The organism is Ruegeria sp. AA6, from assembly GCF_056542865.1.
On record NZ_JBQGAN010000001.1, the window covers coordinates 264,385 to 280,625 of the forward strand.

At 52.3% G+C, this 16,241-nt stretch carries 17 protein-coding genes and 1 tRNA gene; 6 read left to right on the forward strand and 12 right to left on the reverse strand.

Annotated features, from left to right (window positions below; genetic code table 11):
* Positions 1-17: 17 nt before the first annotated feature.
* Complete coding sequence (gene carA, locus ACR0LN_RS01200) at positions 18-1,184, reverse strand: glutamine-hydrolyzing carbamoyl-phosphate synthase small subunit (protein ID WP_480427161.1); 1,167 nt, start codon at positions 1,182-1,184, stop codon at positions 18-20.
* 184 nt (positions 1,185-1,368) lie between these two features.
* On the opposite strand from carA, the gene ACR0LN_RS01205 reads away from it, so the two are divergent.
* The gene (locus ACR0LN_RS01205) at positions 1,369-1,848 is read left to right on the forward strand and encodes a GatB/YqeY domain-containing protein (RefSeq protein ID WP_480427163.1); all 480 of its coding nucleotides are present in this window, start codon (positions 1,369-1,371) and stop codon (positions 1,846-1,848) included.
* A gap of 25 nt (positions 1,849-1,873) precedes the next feature.
* Here the strand turns inward: ACR0LN_RS01205 and ACR0LN_RS01210 are convergent, their stop codons facing one another.
* The 3 genes from ACR0LN_RS01210 to ctaD form a co-directional block, all read right to left on the reverse strand.
* Complete coding sequence (locus tag ACR0LN_RS01210) at positions 1,874-2,365, reverse strand: DUF2244 domain-containing protein (RefSeq protein ID WP_480427164.1); 492 nt, start codon at positions 2,363-2,365, stop codon at positions 1,874-1,876.
* Positions 2,366-2,409: 44 nt separating this feature from the next.
* Complete coding sequence (locus ACR0LN_RS01215) at positions 2,410-3,009, reverse strand: DsbA family protein (protein ID WP_480427167.1); 600 nt, start codon at positions 3,007-3,009, stop codon at positions 2,410-2,412.
* 140 nt (positions 3,010-3,149) lie between these two features.
* Positions 3,150-4,808: a cytochrome c oxidase subunit I gene (gene ctaD, locus ACR0LN_RS01220; RefSeq protein ID WP_480427169.1), complete on the reverse strand. Its 1,659-nt coding sequence runs from the start codon at positions 4,806-4,808 to the stop codon at positions 3,150-3,152.
* A gap of 305 nt (positions 4,809-5,113) precedes the next feature.
* Between ctaD and ACR0LN_RS01225 the strand changes: the two genes are divergently transcribed.
* Positions 5,114-5,533, forward strand: a complete 420-nt coding sequence (locus tag ACR0LN_RS01225) for an HIT family protein (RefSeq protein ID WP_480427171.1) — start codon at positions 5,114-5,116, stop codon at positions 5,531-5,533.
* 520 nt (positions 5,534-6,053) lie between these two features.
* Here the strand turns inward: ACR0LN_RS01225 and lipB are convergent.
* Together lipB and ACR0LN_RS01235 are read right to left on the reverse strand one after the other, a co-directional pair.
* On the reverse strand, positions 6,054-6,710 hold the full coding sequence (lipB, locus tag ACR0LN_RS01230) for a lipoyl(octanoyl) transferase LipB (protein ID WP_480427173.1): 657 nt from the start codon (positions 6,708-6,710) through the stop codon (positions 6,054-6,056).
* Between the two features lie 39 nt (positions 6,711-6,749).
* Positions 6,750-7,409, reverse strand: a complete 660-nt coding sequence (locus ACR0LN_RS01235) for a DsbA family oxidoreductase (RefSeq protein ID WP_480427174.1) — start codon at positions 7,407-7,409, stop codon at positions 6,750-6,752.
* 140 nt (positions 7,410-7,549) lie between these two features.
* Here ACR0LN_RS01235 and ACR0LN_RS01240 point away from each other — a divergent pair.
* From ACR0LN_RS01240 to ACR0LN_RS01250, 3 genes are all read left to right on the forward strand, one after another.
* Positions 7,550-7,636 (forward strand) — tRNA-Leu (locus ACR0LN_RS01240).
* 324 nt (positions 7,637-7,960) lie between these two features.
* Positions 7,961-9,619: an RNA-directed DNA polymerase gene (locus tag ACR0LN_RS01245; RefSeq protein WP_480427176.1), complete on the forward strand. Its 1,659-nt coding sequence runs from the start codon at positions 7,961-7,963 to the stop codon at positions 9,617-9,619.
* A complete protein-coding gene (locus ACR0LN_RS01250) occupies positions 9,612-11,159 on the forward strand; it encodes a DNA polymerase (protein WP_480427178.1) in 1,548 nt (515 codons plus the stop codon). The genes ACR0LN_RS01245 and ACR0LN_RS01250 overlap by 8 nt, the downstream gene beginning before the upstream one ends.
* Before the next feature lie 282 nt (positions 11,160-11,441).
* On the opposite strand, the gene ACR0LN_RS01255 is transcribed toward ACR0LN_RS01250, so the two are convergent.
* The 6 genes from ACR0LN_RS01255 to ACR0LN_RS01280 form a co-directional block, all read right to left on the reverse strand.
* Entirely contained in the window at positions 11,442-11,675 is a 234-nt protein-coding gene (locus tag ACR0LN_RS01255; protein ID WP_480427180.1) for a hypothetical protein, read from the reverse strand.
* Complete coding sequence (locus ACR0LN_RS01260) at positions 11,668-12,054, reverse strand: hypothetical protein (protein WP_480427181.1); 387 nt, start codon at positions 12,052-12,054, stop codon at positions 11,668-11,670. Before ACR0LN_RS01260 ends, ACR0LN_RS01255 begins: the two co-directional genes overlap by 8 nt.
* 297 nt (positions 12,055-12,351) lie before the next feature.
* On the reverse strand, positions 12,352-12,879 hold the full coding sequence (locus ACR0LN_RS01265) for a hypothetical protein (protein ID WP_480427183.1): 528 nt from the start codon (positions 12,877-12,879) through the stop codon (positions 12,352-12,354).
* Between the two features lie 446 nt (positions 12,880-13,325).
* Positions 13,326-13,643 (reverse strand): hypothetical protein, encoded by a 318-nt coding sequence (locus ACR0LN_RS01270; RefSeq protein WP_480427185.1) that lies wholly within the window; start codon positions 13,641-13,643, stop codon positions 13,326-13,328.
* A 100-nt stretch (positions 13,644-13,743) separates the two neighbouring features.
* A complete protein-coding gene (locus ACR0LN_RS01275) occupies positions 13,744-13,947 on the reverse strand; it encodes a helix-turn-helix transcriptional regulator (protein ID WP_480427186.1) in 204 nt (67 codons plus the stop codon).
* A gap of 286 nt (positions 13,948-14,233) precedes the next feature.
* Positions 14,234-14,923, reverse strand: a complete 690-nt coding sequence (locus tag ACR0LN_RS01280; RefSeq protein WP_480427188.1) for a winged helix-turn-helix transcriptional regulator — start codon at positions 14,921-14,923, stop codon at positions 14,234-14,236.
* A 176-nt stretch (positions 14,924-15,099) separates the two neighbouring features.
* Between ACR0LN_RS01280 and ACR0LN_RS01285 the strand changes: the two genes are divergently transcribed.
* A complete protein-coding gene (locus ACR0LN_RS01285; protein ID WP_480427189.1) occupies positions 15,100-16,182 on the forward strand; it encodes a Zn-dependent alcohol dehydrogenase in 1,083 nt (360 codons plus the stop codon).
* Positions 16,183-16,241 lie beyond the last annotated feature (59 nt).

Consider the following 16,241-nt stretch of genomic DNA (forward strand, 5'->3'; position numbering starts at 1 on the left):
TATGTTCGTGGCGAGCTTTATGCCTGCGCCTTCTGGTTTGCCATTGCGTCTGCAAAACGTTCGAACAGATAAAAGCTGTCTTGCGGGCCGGGTGAGGCTTCGGGGTGATACTGCACCGAATAAACTGGGCGATTGGTCATGCGGATGCCACAGTTCGACCCGTCGAACAACGAGCGGTGGGTTTCCACAACACCGTCGGGCAGGGACTGCGCGTCCACGGCAAAGCCGTGATTCATCGACGTGATCTCGACCTTGCCAGTCTCCATGTCTTTGACCGGGTGGTTCGCGCCGTGGTGGCCGTGGTTCATCTTGACGGTCTGACCACCCAAGGCCAGCGCCAACATCTGGTGGCCGAGGCAGATGCCAAAAACGGGCAGGTCGGTGGTGTCCAGAACTTCTTTGATCATCGGAACGGCATATTCACCGGTGGCCGCCGGATCTCCGGGGCCGTTGGACAGAAAGACGCCATCGGGATTGTGGGCCAGCACTTCGGCAGCGGTCGCGGTTGCAGGTAGGACGGTCACATCGCACCCAGCCGACGCCAAGCAGCGCAGGATATTGCGCTTGGCGCCGAAATCTACGGCAACAACCTTGTGTGAAGGCGCTTCCTGACGGGTGTAACCATCGGGCCAGGCCCACCGCATCTCGTCCCAGCGATAGCTTTGAGCGCAAGTGACTTCTTTGGCCAGGTCCATACCTTCCAGACCGGCAAAGCCTCGCGCCGCAGCGACCAGAGCTTCAATGTCGAAATTGCCCTCGGGGTCGTGGGCCAGCGCCACATGCGGCGCGCCTTGTTGACGGATAGCGCGGGTCAGGCGGCGTGTGTCGATGCCTCCGATTGCGATGCGACCGCGGCGCTCAAGCCATGTCTTCAGTTCTTCGGCCGAACGCCAGTTCGACGGTTCGGTCGGGTCCCATTTGACAACCATACCGGCAGCGACGGGATCACCGGTTTCGTCATCCTCGGGGTTTACGCCGACATTGCCGATGTGGGGAAAGGTGAAGGTGACGATCTGCCCCGCATAAGAGGGGTCAGTCATAATCTCCTGATAGCCGGTCATGGCGGTGTTAAAGCACAGCTCGGCCACGGTCTGACCGGTGGCGCCGAAACCTACCCCGTAGAACAGTGTTCCGTCGGCCAAAGCCAGACATGCGGTGGGCTTGGACGGGGCGTTCTGGGCCATCGGGCGACTCTCCTGTTAGGTAAATCGGCGCATACCTAAGGGTGTTAGAGCGCTGGGTCAAGTCTGTTCAAATTTTGGGCTATTGAGGAAAAACAATGACTTAGCGTTATTCGACCCCTGTTGTGTCGCGCTTTTTGTTTCGATATGTTGAGGGTTCCTTTTTCCATGGGGATGGACAGATCATATGGATATGCGATCAAGGGTGAACTCTGCCCTGAAGCAAGCAATGAAAGACAAGGATGCAGAGCGTCTGTCGACGCTGCGGTTGATCAATGCCGCTATCAAGGATCGCGACATTGCCTCGCGCGCCTCGGACAATGAAGAGGCCAAAGGCTGTGGTGACGCTGAGGTTCTTGAAATCCTTGGAAAAATGACCAAGCAGCGCAAAGAAAGCGCGCGCGCCTATGAAGAGGGCGGACGCCTTGATCTGGCCGAGCGGGAACTGCGCGAAGTCGAAGTTATCGAGGAATTCCTGCCCAAGCAGTTGGACGATGAGGAAGTCTCGGAGGCCATTCAGACGGCAATTACTGCGACCGGCGCGGGTTCGATCCGTGACATGGGCAAGGTCATGGGCGAGCTGAAAACCCGCTATACCGGTCAAATGGATTTCGGCAAAGTCGGTCCGATGGTGAAAGACCACCTTTGCGCCGCATCGAACGGCTAAAACCACATACGTCTTGAACGGTGATTTACTGCGCGGCTGGCTCGCGCAGTTTTTGCATCAAGTCGTCGTATAACGCGATACGCTCGTCTTCGGACAGAAAGGCCCCGATCTCCACTTCACGCCCGTCTCCGATCAGAGTGACATAGTGAGGTACTGGTCCGTCTTTTTCATGCATTTCGGGGCGCGCCCAATAGCGATTACAAGACCATTCCTGCTGTTCCTTGCCAGGTGTGTGGTGGATCAACCGGGCCTGCGTCCCGCTGAGTGTCAAAATCTCAAAGACACTGCGTGCGCGATAGTTGGACTGGATGGCCATCCATAACCCCAAAACAGTAATCAGCAAGAAGGGCAGCAACCCCCAAAGGATAACCGACCCCAATACTGCCAGCAGCGGGATCAGGCCAAACATGAAGACAGCCAAAATCACCATCATTGCTCCGCGCCGTGGCAATGAGTTATGCGGCCAAAGGCGCAATTCCTGTTCGGTCTCAGACGTTTGATTCCATCGGTAGGGCATGACTGAAATCTAGCGCAATGCTGGTGCCTGTCGAAAGGAATTGATCAGGCAACGTGGCCGACACGCGCCCATGACAGCGCGTCGTCCAGCCTGTCATCTCCCCAAAAAACTTCACCCCGAACCACAAGGCTGGGGGCACCAAACACTCCGAGCTTTGTGGCCTGTTCGGTTTCGGCTTCAAGCGCGGCAACCGTATCTGGGCTGCGTGCGCGGGCCAGTACCATGCGTGGATCCTGCTGGCATCGGTGCAGCGCTTCGGTGATTGCGGTTTCGCTGCCCGCTTCGATATTATCCTCGAACCAGATGCGGTACAGAGTCTGGGTGAAGTCCTTGCCCCAGCCATCTCTTGTGCCCAGCAAAGCGACTTGATTGGCCAGTGCAAGGTCCGAAATCGGGTAGGGAGCGGGTAGCGTGGCGTGGATATGGTACTTCGCAGCCCGACGCTCAATATCTCGCCACATGTATGCGGATTTTACCGGCTTTCCGGCAAATGGAATGTTCTTCTGCTCTGACATCACCGAGCGTACGTTAAATGGGCGCCAGTTGACCGAGGCGTTATTTTCCGCGCACCATTCGTCCAGCCGCATGACTGTTAGGAAGGTGTAGGTGCTGCCAATAGAATACCAAAAATCAATTTCAGGCATGTGAAACTCCGCGGTTGCGGGATGTTAATCCATGACAGGATAGCCGATTTCGGCCGGTCTGGCGACTTTTGGGCTTTGGTATGTTCTCTAAACGAAAAAACCCCGCCGGATTGGCGGGGTTTTCTTTGGGTTGAACCGGGTCAGTGCGCGTGGCCTTTGTCCCAGTCTTCCTGCTTCGGCAGCTGCTCGAACGTATGCTCGGGCGGCGGCGAGGGCAGGGTCCATTCCAGCGTATCCGCGTATTCGTTCCACGGGTTCGGACGTGTCTCTTTCGCGCCGCGGAACAGGGCGTAGAACACGATGCCGAAGAACAGCAGGAACGAGGCGAACGAGATGAACGCACCAATCGACGAGACGAAGTTCCACTGCGCGAAAGCCTCGGGGTAGTCGATGTAACGGCGCGGCATGCCCTGACGACCCAGGAAGTGCTGCGGGAAGAAGGTCAGGTTGGCGCCGATGAAGAACATCCAGAAGTGAACCTTGCCCCAGAACTCTGAGTACTGACGGCCTGTCATTTTCGAGAAGTAGAAATACACGCCGGCAAAGATCGCAAAGACTGCACCCAACGACATCACGTAGTGGAAGTGGGCAACCACGTAGTAGGTGTCGTGATAAGCGCGGTCGATACCCGCCTGCGACAGAACCACACCGGTCACACCGCCAACGGTGAACAGGAACAGGAAGCCGAATGCGAACAGCATCGGGGTCTTGAACTCGATAGATCCGCCCCACATGGTCGCGATCCACGAGAAGACTTTAACGCCGGTCGGAACCGCGATGACCATCGTGGCCAGCATGAAATAGGCCTGCTGACGCAGCGACATACCAACGGTGTACATGTGGTGTGCCCACACGACAAAGCCCAGCACACCAATCGCGATGATCGCCCAAACCATCGGCAGGTAACCGAAGATCGGCTTGCGCGCGAAGGTCGCGATCACGTGGCTGATGATGCCAAATCCGGGCAGGATCACGATGTACACTTCCGGGTGGCCGAAGAACCACAGGATGTGCTGATACAGGATCGGGTCACCGCCACCGGCCGGGTCAAAGAAGGTGAAACCAAAGTTGCGGTCCATCAGCAACATGGTGATCGCGCCCGCCAGAACCGGCAGCGACAGCAGAATCAGCCACGAGGTGACGAAGATCGACCAGCTGAACAGCGGCACCTTGAACAGGGTCATGCCCGGGGCACGCATGTTCAGGAAGGTGGTGATCATGTTGATCGCGCCGAGGATCGAGGAGGCGCCCGATACGTGCACGGCGAAGATCGCAAGGTCCATGGACATGCCGCCCTCGGTTGTGGACAGCGGCGGGTACAGAACCCAACCCACGCCCGAACCCAGCTGGTCGTTACCACCCGGACTCAGCAGCGAGGCTACACCCAGCGAGGTACCGGCCACGTACAGCCACAGCGACAGGTTGTTCATCCGCGGGAACGCCATATCCGGCGCACCGATCTGCAACGGCATGAAATAGTTGCCAAATCCGCCGAACAGGGCGGGGATGACAACAAAGAACATCATCAGAACACCGTGGTAGGTGATCATGACGTTCCAAAGGTGTCCATTGGGGGTACATGGGTCGGCCATGAAGCCTTCCAGGCACATGTACTGAACACCGGGGTGCATCAGTTCAAGCCGCATGTAAACGGTCATCGCGACCGAGATCAGACCGGCCAGCGCCGAAAAGATCAGGTAGAGAATCCCGATGTCCTTGTGGTTGGTCGACATGAACCAGCGGGTGAAAAAGCCGCGCTGGTCTTCATGATCGTGACCATGAATGGCTGCGTCTGCCATTATAGGTGCCTCCTGTTGCAACTACACCGCGCAGCCAGACCTCTCCAGCGCGCGGGATTCCTGCTGGTTTTAGATTGCGAAGGAGGCGCCTTCAATGGCCGAGTTTGATCTGGATCAAGAATAATTGTCGCGGGCAGGAGGGAACCCCGCGAATTCTTGGCCTTGAATGCCGTCTATTTGGCAATCGCAGGCCGGATTTCAAGGCTGCGCACGCGTCTTGGTACGTGACTTGGCAGAGTTCCGCCTTGACCCCCAACGATGTGGACCGCAGAACTGGCCTCAAGACACGAAACCGGAGACCCGCCATGGCCGATTACGATCCTGACAACATATTCGCCAAGATCCTGAAAGGCGAAATTCCCTCGACCCGCGTATATGAAGACGACGACACGCTGGCTTTCATGGATATCATGCCGCGGTCTGACGGGCATTTGCTGGTCATTCCCAAAACACCCTGCCGGAACATTCTGGATGCCTCGCCCGAGCAACTGGCTAGCGTCATGTCGACAGTGCAAATGTTGGCAAAGGCGGTGGTCAAGGCGTTTGACGCAGACGGTGTGACCGTTCAGCAATTCAACGAAGCCGCAGGCGGGCAGGAGGTATTCCACCTGCATTTCCATGTCTTGCCGCGTCACGAGGGTGTTGCGATGCGTCCGCCGGGAAATTTTGGTGACTTCGAAGTGATCGCGCAGCATGCCGAAAAGATCAAAGCTGCGCTGAACTGATCGTGTCTGTGCTGCGCATTGGACAAGACATGCTTTGCGGTCGCTGCTCAACTCTACTGCTCCGCGCTTTAGACTCGTGGTTGCAGCCGACGTGCAAACCTGTGGGGTGTTTTTATTACTCGAGCCGATAGTACGCGGTTCGGAATAGGCCATGTGACCTTGGATCGGAATGCGTAAACCACATGCATGCTTTGACGCTAATATTTGGACATGACTGTCTTAAAGTCGTCCAAAATGAAATTGCCGTTCCGATTTTGGGGTCGGAACGGCAGACTCGTAACCAAACACTTGTCCGAGACCTGAGAAATCCAGGATCACCGGTTAACACACCACTCACTCTAGAACGGTAAGATTAGATTACCCTTTGATGGACGTTTTGTATTCATCGGATTGGGTTTTGATGGAAATAAACCCAAAATTAATGAGCGACTTAGCAGATTATACTCAGCTTTGGAAACAAAGGGTTTTTCGGGGTTGGATTGTCAACTTGATTTCGACCGAAAATCGATTCGCTATGGTTTCACACCTCGACTGCATCGAAACAATCCGCAAAGGTTTTTCGCAATGCTGCGTCGATGTCCGCCATTGTGACAGGTAAGCCCAAATCGACTAAAGAGGTTACACCGTGCTCGGTGATACCGCAGGGCACAATGCCTGAAAAATGATCGAGGTCCGGCTCAACATTGATCGAGATGCCGTGGAAACTGACCCACTTGCGCAGACGCAATCCTATAGCGGCAATCTTGTCTTCTGCAGGTTGGCCGGTGGCTGTCAGTGGTTTGTCATCCCGTTGCACCCAGACACCAACACGCCCCTCGCGGATTTCACCTTTTACGTTGAATTCCTCCAGAGCGGCGATCACCCAGTTCTCAAGCTTTTTGACGAAGCTCCGCACGTCCTTGCCACGCTTGTTGAGATCGAGCATGACATAAGCTACGCGCTGACCTGGCCCATGATAGGTGTATTCCCCACCGCGCTTGGCCTCGTAGACTGGAAACCGGTCAGGGTCGGTCAGGTCTTCGATCCGGGCCGACGTTCCTGCCGTATACAGCGGAGGATGTTCCAGCAACCACACACATTCATCGGCTTCGCCAGCAGCAATTGCAGCGACCCGTGCTTCCATGAAGGCAACGGCCTCGGTGTAATCGGTCAACCCGTCGGTGATCTTCCATTCCATGGCGGTTCCATATCGCGCGAGGGTAGTAAGGGGAAGGGGTCAGGCGGCCTCGGTCAGGCAGCGCTGTAGAACTTGAGCATAGGTATCGGTTCCTTGCGCCCCGGTGAGCAAGTATTTCCCGCCGAACACCATGGATGGCACACCGGATATTCCACGGCTTGTCCAGAATTTCTGCTTCTCGCGCACAGGGGCAACATGCGCGCCAGATTCAAGTGCTGCCCGCGCGGCGTCCGGGTTTAGCCCTGCGGTTTGAACTGCGTTCAGTAGCACCGCGATATCGGACACGTCCTGCTGATCTGTAAAATAGGCGTCGAACAGGGCCATTTTCAAAGGATGGTGGCGACCTTCAGCTTCGGCCCAGTCCAGCAACTGATGAGCGGCAAAAGTATTCACGATTTTACTGTCTTCGCTAAAGTTGAACGTAAAACCCAGTTCTGCTCCGATCCGGGTCAGTTGGTTCCGCGCCTGTTGGCTCTGCTCGGCGGACGAGCCGTATTTCTGCATGATATGCTCGCGCAGGTTCTGGCCTTCAGGCGGCATGTTGGGGTTCAACTCAAACGGATGCCACCTAAGACGCCCCAGCACGTTACTTTGCTGCAGGGCCACATCAAGTTGCCTAAATCCGACGATGCACCACGGGCAAACCACGTCTGATACAATGTCGATCTGGACGATGGGGCGGGGATCGGACGTAGGCATGCGCGGTCTCCTGACGCGTTGGGGATTGTCTTGACGGTATAGATATGGGCGTGCGCAGGGAATTCAAACCGGTGTCATTTTTGCCTCTTCACATCCTGATCTTCTGCGTCTATACGCCCCTCTACCAAGTCATTGGCAGTGCGGTCGTGGCGGAATTGGTAGACGCGCAGCGTTGAGGTCGCTGTGGGGTAACACCCGTGGAAGTTCGAGTCTTCTCGACCGCACCAAATTATCTAATAAAGTGTATAATTTACAACTACTTGTGTGGTGTCGACAAATTTCAAACCACCCTGTGGACCACCTTGTGGTGGGGCTTAGTAACTTCGGGGCAATCCTTTGTTCAAGCGCCGCTGTACATTCTTTCAAACTGATACTAGAGGTTTCATCTCGTGACGTAAGTTGATTTCCAGACACTATTTTTCTTAGATGTTGAGATCGCTAAGGTTGCGAAGGTCGCAAGTGAACTCGCGCAGAACCCGTCAATTGCCGCTGCAATGTACAGGACAGGCTTTGTTCGCTGGGAAGTAGGTCATTTTGAATGGAATTTTATAGTGTCTGAAACCAATTCTACCGATCTCACAGCCATCATGGGGTTCGAGGTCAAGACCGGGCAAGTATTGAAGAACCTTAACTCTGATCTCTATGATGAATGGTACTATGATTGTCTCAACTACAAAGACCTTCTCTCATCGAAGCAGCACATACATGACAAAATAGCCACTTTGACTGGTGAAGGAATGGGTCGTTACCCACCTGAACTTAGAGTGGTGCGGAATGTTCCTAAAAAGGGGCTTCCAGTAAGATACTCACTAGAAACAGATTTTTACGACAGATTTATCTACCAAGCGATTTGCTCGTTTTTGATCAAGTTTTTTGATCCGCTACTGAGCCATAGGGTCCTTAGCCATCGGAAGGCAAAGACGCCTTCAAGATACCTTTTCCAGAATAAAATTGAGCGTTGGCTAACATATGAAGGGGTTACCTATACTTTCAAAGGTGACAAGAAGTACTTGTTGGCTACCGATTTGGCTAACTACTTTGAAAATATAAGGAAAAAAGACATAATCGGTGCCTTTGAAAAGCTTCTGCCAAAAGTCACCGCAACATCCGAGCAGAAGCAGCAAATCAGAAATGCGCTTCAGTTGTTAGACAATTGCCTCGACCATTGGAGTTTCAACGATGGCTTTGGCCTCGCACAAAACAGAGATGCGTCATCGTTTCTAGCGAACGTCGTGCTCAATGATATCGACAGATCAATGGAGCAGATGGGGTATGACTACTATCGCTACGTAGATGACATAAGGGTGATCTGTAGAAGCGAAACGCATGCAAAGTCAGCACTCATGGACTTGATCAGTTGCCTTAGGGTTCGCGGCCTGAACATCAATTCCGCAAAGACAGAGATACTGGCCCACGATAGCCCTCAAGAAGATATCGAAGAACACTTCCCCAATCGTGACCCAAGAGTGGTTGCAATAGAGCAAATGTGGAAGTCCCGAGACAAAGCGATAATTTTAAAGTCGATAAAGTACCTTATTGCTTTGTTAAAAGAGTGTATCAAACAGGACACCACTCAGTCGCGCACCTTCAGGTATGCCGCCAACCGCTTGGCCCAACTCTCTGACGCGGGGGTTTTGACACCAGAACAACTCGGTGACGGAAACCTTAGAAAAGTGCTGCTAGAAAACGTTTTTGATCAGCCCGCTACGACGGATTATTACTGTAAAATTCTAAACTTAATGGGTTTGGATCAAAGTTGCGTTGATGAGATTTCCGGTTTCTTGAGTGATAGGGCACGCGCAATCCATGATTGGCAAAACTATCACCTATGGATGCTTTTGGCCAAAAATGCAGTTAAGACTGCAGAACTCCGGTCGGTTGCGATGTCCATTCTTAAAAGTACTATGAACACGGCTGAGGCTGGTGCGGTCATAATTTGGGCAGATCAAGTAGGTTACAAATCTGTTGTTAACTTGTCCATCAAACGGTTCGAGCCGGAGCTGCCATTTCAGCTTCAACGTTACATTGCAATTGCTACTCGAAATTATCCACGCAAGAAACTGGCAGGTGTTTATCCCAAAATCTCAGGCAAAATAAAAGGAACGGGGGATAGAGCATCCAAGTTCGAAAACGAAACCGGAAGAATTGTCCTTCCAGTTAGAGAAGTTACTTTGCCGAACCTTTTTGATGAGATGAGCGAATATGATTGAAAATGCCATCGTATTGATCACTCTTCCGGACTACAGCGGAAATAATCAGAGCAAGTTCTTTACTTGGGACGGCGTTACACCAAAGACGGTCAGCCTGAAGGATTTATCCAGACACGACGCTCCTATTGTAACAAGCAATTTTCAGTTCGTTGCTTCTGAGATGGTTAGGGCGCGCGTCCCACTTCCAAGGTTGGTAGTGGATATTGAAGAGCTTGTCATTGCAGTCAGCAAGAACCCTAAAATCCCAGATATAAGGGAGAAATTTAGCCTGACTGAAATGCTGTCTAGGTTCGGTCTGGATGAACAAAGTAGAAGTGCATTTCAGAAGCTGAGTTGTTCGTCGGAGGAAGTTGACCTCTCTCTCATCGAACGTGTTGGACAGGCGCATGTCTTAGCGTTCAAAGCGCTTGAAAGGCTCGCAAGAATTAGAGGTGAGTGGAACAGATTTGTTGAGGTAGAAGTTCCGTCCATGCTCTTGCTGTACGAACATCTGCTGCGTGGTATCACGTTTCGAAAAGAGAGCTTGACGGCTTATCGGGAAAGCATTGAGTTCGACTACTACAAAGCACTGAAGGAATTTTCCGCAAAACACAATCTTCCCTTGGATGTGCCATCCAAAGATGAATTAGCTGATATTCTTGCAGATTTTGGATTCGATCTGCACAATACATCCGTTGATTTTCTTTTGAAGTTTATCTCCCTCCCAAAAAACCTGGGTGAAGATGTTCTTAGCCTTAGGAAGTTGAAAACAACCAAAGATGCTTTGAATGGAATTTCTCATAAGAAGAGAAAGAGCTATCCGCAGGTCCTTTCGCAGGGCGCACGAACTTCGCGTATACTATTGCGAGCGCCTAATCTTCAAAACATTGCAAAAAAGTACCGTGGCATGCTTGTACCTGCTGACGGAAAAAAGCTCTCATACATCGACTACGATCAGTATGAAGTGGGGATCATGGGTGCGCTTTCGAACGATCCCTTTCTTCTTGAATTGTATGAAAAAGATGACCTTTATGAACACTTTGCACAAGCGCTGTTTGGCTCAAAAAAGAAGCGCAAGTATGCAAAACGATTGTTCCTTTCATATGCTTACGGCATGAGGAAGCAGAATTTAGTAAATGCGGCGATTGACATGGGGGGCAGCGCCGCCGCAGCAAAAAAGGCTTTTGGCCAGTTCAAGGCTTTTGAGAAATGGAAGAAGGAACTTGAAAAGGAACTCATGTCAGCTCGAAAAATGGGAACGGAAATGGGGAACTTTTTCCACCTGCAACACAACAAGAAACCTACGGCAAAAGAGGTTCGCTCTGCTGTTAGCCAAAAAGTTCAAGGGACTGGTTCGCTGATTTTTAAGAAAGCACTCTTGGCGTTACCCAGTGACAGGTCTTACAGGGTCGTTCTTCCGATGCATGACGCCGTATTGGTTGAACATAACGCGTCTTCTGATCCCGAAGTCGTGGTCAAATTATTCGAGGATACTTTGACCAACTTTTTTGAAGGCAAAATACAGGGTAAGGCATCGATTTCCAGTTTCGCCAGCGAGTGACTTTACCAGACTTTTTTGGAGACTGGCGCGACAACCTCTACAGGGGGAGGAAAACCCATATTTTGTTGGTTTACTTCTAGAAACGATTTCCGCTTGGTTAAGATTAGTTAAACCGTGGGCGCTGCAGCCAGTTGCAACGCCCAGCGCGAAGCTTGTCTACTGTGGTGGCGCAAGTTGAAGAAAAACAGTGGTTTCAGGTCGGAAAAATACCAAAGTTTCACCAAGTTCTTATTTACTAATTCTTCGTCATAGCTGCGCTTGGAATATTGCAACAGTTGCAACTCACTCCTGCAACTTCGCGGCCACGAACCCGAAAAACATGAAGGCTGGCCAAAACAGAACAACGGTCGCCTTAGCGACTAGCAGTACAGGGTCACCGGAGCGTTCTTGCTCCGATGCCTCAATATGCCATTCAAGTGCCGCCTGATCATCTGGAATGCGGTTGGGTAGTACGACCACCCGCCAAGTTTTAGCACCAAAAAATAGGTACGCTAGCGCGACGATCACCTCAGTCATGCCCTTGGCCTTTCTGTTCGCGCTGGGCGATGAACTCGACCCGCTGGCGTTGGCGCACTCGTTTCTCGCGCTGAGACCACTCATCCAATTCAGTCCTTGATGCCTGAATTCGGCCTTTGACTTCGATACGCTTGGCCGAGTGCCGGATTTTTTCATCAACGTTCTGGCAGTCCGCTATCAGGGCGTTAAGACCCATTTGACGGAGTTCCAATTCCCCGATGCCGTCGCTCAACTCAACTTTTTTTCGCCTGATTTCCATGCCCTCAGCGGACTGTTCGAAAAGTATATCCGCCAGTAGCGCATATTGGCCTTCCGGGGTGTCAGCGGGCGACTGTGACAGCGTTTGCATTTGATCGTGATTGGAAGTTTCTTCGTTCATGATGTTTCCCTTTTTGTTAGAGGTGGAACCGTCAGCCAAAGGCTGCCGGGGCAGTTCGCATTCGCTCCTTCCGGTGGTCTTTTGAGGACTTAATATAGATGCCCGTGCCTATGGCGGAGTACGGCTTCTGACCGGTGGGTATGGCTACCTACAAGTGCGTCACACTTTGCAACAGGAACTGACCGAAAAGGCCCGTTTTCTGTGTCAGAGTTTGCAGCGGTAAATCGAAATTTTCTCCGCGCCTGCATCAGAGTTTGCACCAGGTCTGCGTCAAAGTTTGCATCGGGTTTCTTCATTTCAACGCGCCCGTAGTGCAATGACGTTTACCGGAGTAGGAGCCTGCTGAAATCTGCTTGCATCGCCCCGCGCATGGCCCGGCCTCTTGCTAGTCGCGTATTCGGTAACCTCGTAATCATGACCTTCCTGCCACCGCTCAGGCTCGCGTGTTGGGGGGCGATGTGTTTTCCCGAGCCCAGTGGGTCGCATTGTGAGCCGCCATTCCGGGGCAAGGGCGCGGCCTTCAACCCCTTTTTGATGACGCTTAGTGCAGATAATCCAGCCCTTTGCTTGGAGATCGGCCATTGCCGACATTGCAGTTTTGGGCGCGATCCCCATGACATCGGCCAGCTTCCGCGCGGACAAGGCTACTTCACCATTGTTGTTATGGTGAAGTTTCTTGCCTTCCGACCAACATCGAAAAATTAAGTGCAAATATGCCACTTGTGCGGATGGGCTGAGCCTCTTCCATGCTTCCAACATGACTTCCATCTGTAGCAACATCGCGAACTTGCCTACTCGTTTTTCATTCTTTTTGTCGCGACCCATGGCTCAAACCGCTTTCGCTCTGCGCGTTGCAACTGTTGCAATGGGTGACACTAGGCTCTGGCCAGTTTTCTCGCGCCACAGGCGCTTTAGTGTCTCGGACTGGGTTATGTAGCCAATTGCTTGCCATGCCCGCCCAGCGCCCGGATTTCCGGCCCTGCGACGCTGCAAAATCCACTGGAGATCATCCCGGCAAACAATCACCCGATAAGAGCCGGATACCTTCAAAACTTTGGTATAGTGATCCGAGCACTCCTTTGTTGAAGTCGCGCTGGGCGCAGTGTTGTTTTCGATAGGGGGAATTGGGCAATAACGCTCCATTCCCCGGCAAGTTTTGCCGTAGGTCATTCGCTTCTCCTCTGGTGAAAAGGAGGCAGGGATGCTATATTCAAAGTACGCTAAACTTCTAGGAAACACCCTGCCTTGGTTCATTCCGGCGGGGTGTTTTCTTAGGTGGCGGGCGCTGCGTCATTGGCCGTTTTATCGGCGTTCAAAGGCGAAAATTCAAAACAGCAATGAGTTGATTGCTCCACCTCGCCATCTGGAAAGTGCGCGGTCTTCGAAAAAGTTGCATGTTTCTCCAGATGCTCTTTCGTGGCTTGATCCACTGGCACTGGAACACCTTTTATGAATTCAATCTTTCTCGGTTGTGATAGGTTCTCTGGGTTGGGACGCATCAATACGAACCGTTTCGTCTTACCATTGCAGAGCGTGGCCATGTATTCGGGTGTGAGAGTTCTGGTTTTCGACGTCTTCTTGGTGTTCATTTCGAGTTCCTTTTTTCCTATAGGGTGCGGCAATTCAGTCCTCCACGACCTGTGACTGGTGTGTGAGGCTGCTAGGGTTTCGTTTGTAGGGTGGGGTTGCTCAGCCTCGTGCGTTGGCAAACGCCTGCATCGCAGCTTCAACTTCATCTTCTATCCAATAGGATCGTCTGCCGATCTTGATGGGCGCGGGAAAATCCCCCTTCTTGATCAGTCTATAGATTGTTGGACCGCTGAAGGGGTAAACATCGGTCAATTCCTGAAGTGTATTGTACTTTTGTCTCATAGTTTTGCTGAACGCCTCCATAATGGTCTGTCCGTATTCAGAAGTACCAGTCCTGATCTGGAGGTCGGAGAGGTTCTCCAGAATTTGTTTATTGTTTTCTGCTTGTATTCAGCTTTTTTGTCGTAAAGGTCTTAATAGGGTTGCTGCGAAACTTGGCTAGAATTGCCTAGATTTAGTTGCAGTGAAGCGGACCTTTGTCGAATAGGACTTAAAGTCAGAAAGCGGACTTTGTCGCCATTGGATCAAAGTCGGCTATGCGGACAAAGTGAGCATTCGCTGCGTCTGCACCAATGTCCACTTTGAATGTTTAGATCGCAATCTCTCGAGCATAGGAACTGAGAATGAGCCACTGATTTATTGTTCTGGCGAGCGCGGCTTCTCCGATTAGGGTGATGCGTTCATTTGCGATCTCTTGCGATAGGTGCGCGTATCCGAAGAACACCGATGCCAAGGTGTCAAACTCTGATGTGATATACAGATCGACGTCAAAGCCTGGATCAAGGAAGCAGACGTCAACATCTTGGCCCGGACGGTTCATAATCCAAAAATCTCTTTCTCCTTCCGCCTGTTCGGGGAATGACAGCTTCATGACCACGCGGCGATTGGGCAGTGCGCTGGTCTCAATGCAAAGGCGGAGAGTCCAGACAAATGCGGAGGGCTTTGTTTTGCTGGTGTGGCCTTGTATCGACGTATTGCGATAGGCCCATCTCCCCAATTCGGTGATGATCGGATCAAGCTCGATTGCCGCATCCGTTCGGAAATAATCAATGCTTCCGGACACAGTGTCTTCAACGCGCTTCACCAACCCCTGCGATTGAAGCGTCTTCAATCGCTTTGTCAGCAAAGTTGGAGATATTCCCGGGATACCGCGCCGGATATCGTTGAACCGTGTCGACCCCCACCGCATCTCGGTCAGGATGTGAATGGTCCAACGCGGTTGGAGAACCTCGCAGGCCATGTTGATCGGGCAGAACAGCATATTGTTTCGATCGGGCAACGCTTAACCTCCACCTCTGAACCGTAAGCAGCTATCCAAATCCGATCCAGTCCATTTTCTGTACTGGCGATGATCCAGTTTCTACACTAGCGGGACATCTTAAGCCTGATAACATTGATGTGTGCCTCCGTGCGGCATCCCACTGCCGCCAGATCATGGACTTCGGGAGATTTCGAATGAAAGCCGCAGTACTCTACGAACCGAACACCGAACTTGTCATCGAAGACATTTCAATCCGAAAGCCTGTCGGGCGCGAAGTCCTTGTCAAAACAGTTTATGCAGGGCTGTGTCACTCAGATTTACATTTTATTGAAGGATTGTATCCGCATCCGATGCCGTTGGTGCCTGGCCATGAGGCCGCTGGTGTTGTCGAAGCCGTTGGGCCGGATGTCACCTATGTGAAGCCCGGCGACCATGTAATAACCTGTCTGGCGGTTTTTTGCGGCACCTGTGAGACATGCCTGTCCGGCAAACCGGCGATCTGCTCAAACCCCGAAGTGCGACCTGAAATGGGCAGTTCGACCGAGCTGAGTTGGGGAAAAGAGCCGCACCTGAACAAATTCCTAAACCTGTCGTCATTTGCCGAACAAATGCTGGTGCATGAAAACGCGCTGGCCAAAATTCGCAAGGACATGCCTTTGGATCGTGCTGCTCTAATTGGTTGCGGCGTTCTCACAGGGTTTGGCGCGGTGGTTAACACTGCGCGTCTCCAGCCCGGTGAAAGCGTCGCAGTAATCGGATGTGGTGGTGTTGGAATGGCTGCGGTCAACGGTGCGTGGATCAGTGGGGCGGGACGGATCATTGCAATCGACACCAACCCGGACAAGCTAAAATTAGCTTCCAAACTAGGAGTGACCGATGTCATAGACCCTTCTGAAGGCAATCTGGTTGAACAAGTTCTGGAACTGGTGCCGGGCGGGGTTCATCATGCGATCGAGTGCCTGGGCTTGAAAGCCACAGCAGAACAGGCATTCCGAATGACAGCCAGAGGCGGCGCCGCAACTATTGTGGGTATGGTCCCTTACGGCCTGAACATCGAAGTTGATGGCCTCAATCTGCTGTATGAACGGCGCTTGCAGGGGTCGTTCATGGGCGGCGGCAGCTTTCGGACGGATATGCCGCGCCTGATCGAGCTCTACCTTCAAAACCGCCTCCAATTGGACGAATGGATATCCGAGCGCATTTCCTTAGAGGAGATTAACCGAGGCTTTGCAGCCATGAAAGCCGGAACAGGCATGCGTTCGGTCATTGAATTCTGAGAGCACTTGCCACTAGGCGCAATAAAGGGCACCTAGCCAACTTTCCATACCGGAGACTG

Excerpts from the sequence above, each read along its gene's own strand:
- carA (WP_480427161.1), bottom strand. The coding sequence starts at position 1,184 with ATGGCCCAGAACGCCCCGTCCAAGCCCACCGCATGTCTGGCTTTGGCC.
- ACR0LN_RS01255 (WP_480427180.1), bottom strand. The coding sequence starts at position 11,675 with ATGACTGAGGTGATCGTCGCGCTAGCGTACCTATTTTTTGGTGCTAAA.
- ACR0LN_RS01270 (WP_480427185.1), bottom strand. The coding sequence starts at position 13,643 with ATGAACACCAAGAAGACGTCGAAAACCAGAACTCTCACACCCGAATAC.
- ACR0LN_RS01225 (WP_480427171.1), top strand. The coding sequence starts at position 5,114 with ATGGCCGATTACGATCCTGACAACATATTCGCCAAGATCCTGAAAGGC.
- ACR0LN_RS01205 (WP_480427163.1), top strand. The coding sequence starts at position 1,369 with ATGGATATGCGATCAAGGGTGAACTCTGCCCTGAAGCAAGCAATGAAA.
- ACR0LN_RS01285 (WP_480427189.1), top strand. The coding sequence starts at position 15,100 with ATGAAAGCCGCAGTACTCTACGAACCGAACACCGAACTTGTCATCGAA.
- ctaD (WP_480427169.1), bottom strand. The coding sequence starts at position 4,808 with ATGGCAGACGCAGCCATTCATGGTCACGATCATGAAGACCAGCGCGGC.
- ACR0LN_RS01215 (WP_480427167.1), bottom strand. The coding sequence starts at position 3,009 with ATGCCTGAAATTGATTTTTGGTATTCTATTGGCAGCACCTACACCTTC.
- ACR0LN_RS01210 (WP_480427164.1), bottom strand. The coding sequence starts at position 2,365 with ATGCCCTACCGATGGAATCAAACGTCTGAGACCGAACAGGAATTGCGC.
- lipB (WP_480427173.1), bottom strand. The coding sequence starts at position 6,710 with ATGGAATGGAAGATCACCGACGGGTTGACCGATTACACCGAGGCCGTT.
- ACR0LN_RS01235 (WP_480427174.1), bottom strand. The coding sequence starts at position 7,409 with ATGCCTACGTCCGATCCCCGCCCCATCGTCCAGATCGACATTGTATCA.
- ACR0LN_RS01250 (WP_480427178.1), top strand. The coding sequence starts at position 9,612 with ATGATTGAAAATGCCATCGTATTGATCACTCTTCCGGACTACAGCGGA.
- ACR0LN_RS01275 (WP_480427186.1), bottom strand. The coding sequence starts at position 13,947 with ATGGAGGCGTTCAGCAAAACTATGAGACAAAAGTACAATACACTTCAG.
- ACR0LN_RS01260 (WP_480427181.1), bottom strand. The coding sequence starts at position 12,054 with ATGAACGAAGAAACTTCCAATCACGATCAAATGCAAACGCTGTCACAG.
- ACR0LN_RS01265 (WP_480427183.1), bottom strand. The coding sequence starts at position 12,879 with ATGGGTCGCGACAAAAAGAATGAAAAACGAGTAGGCAAGTTCGCGATG.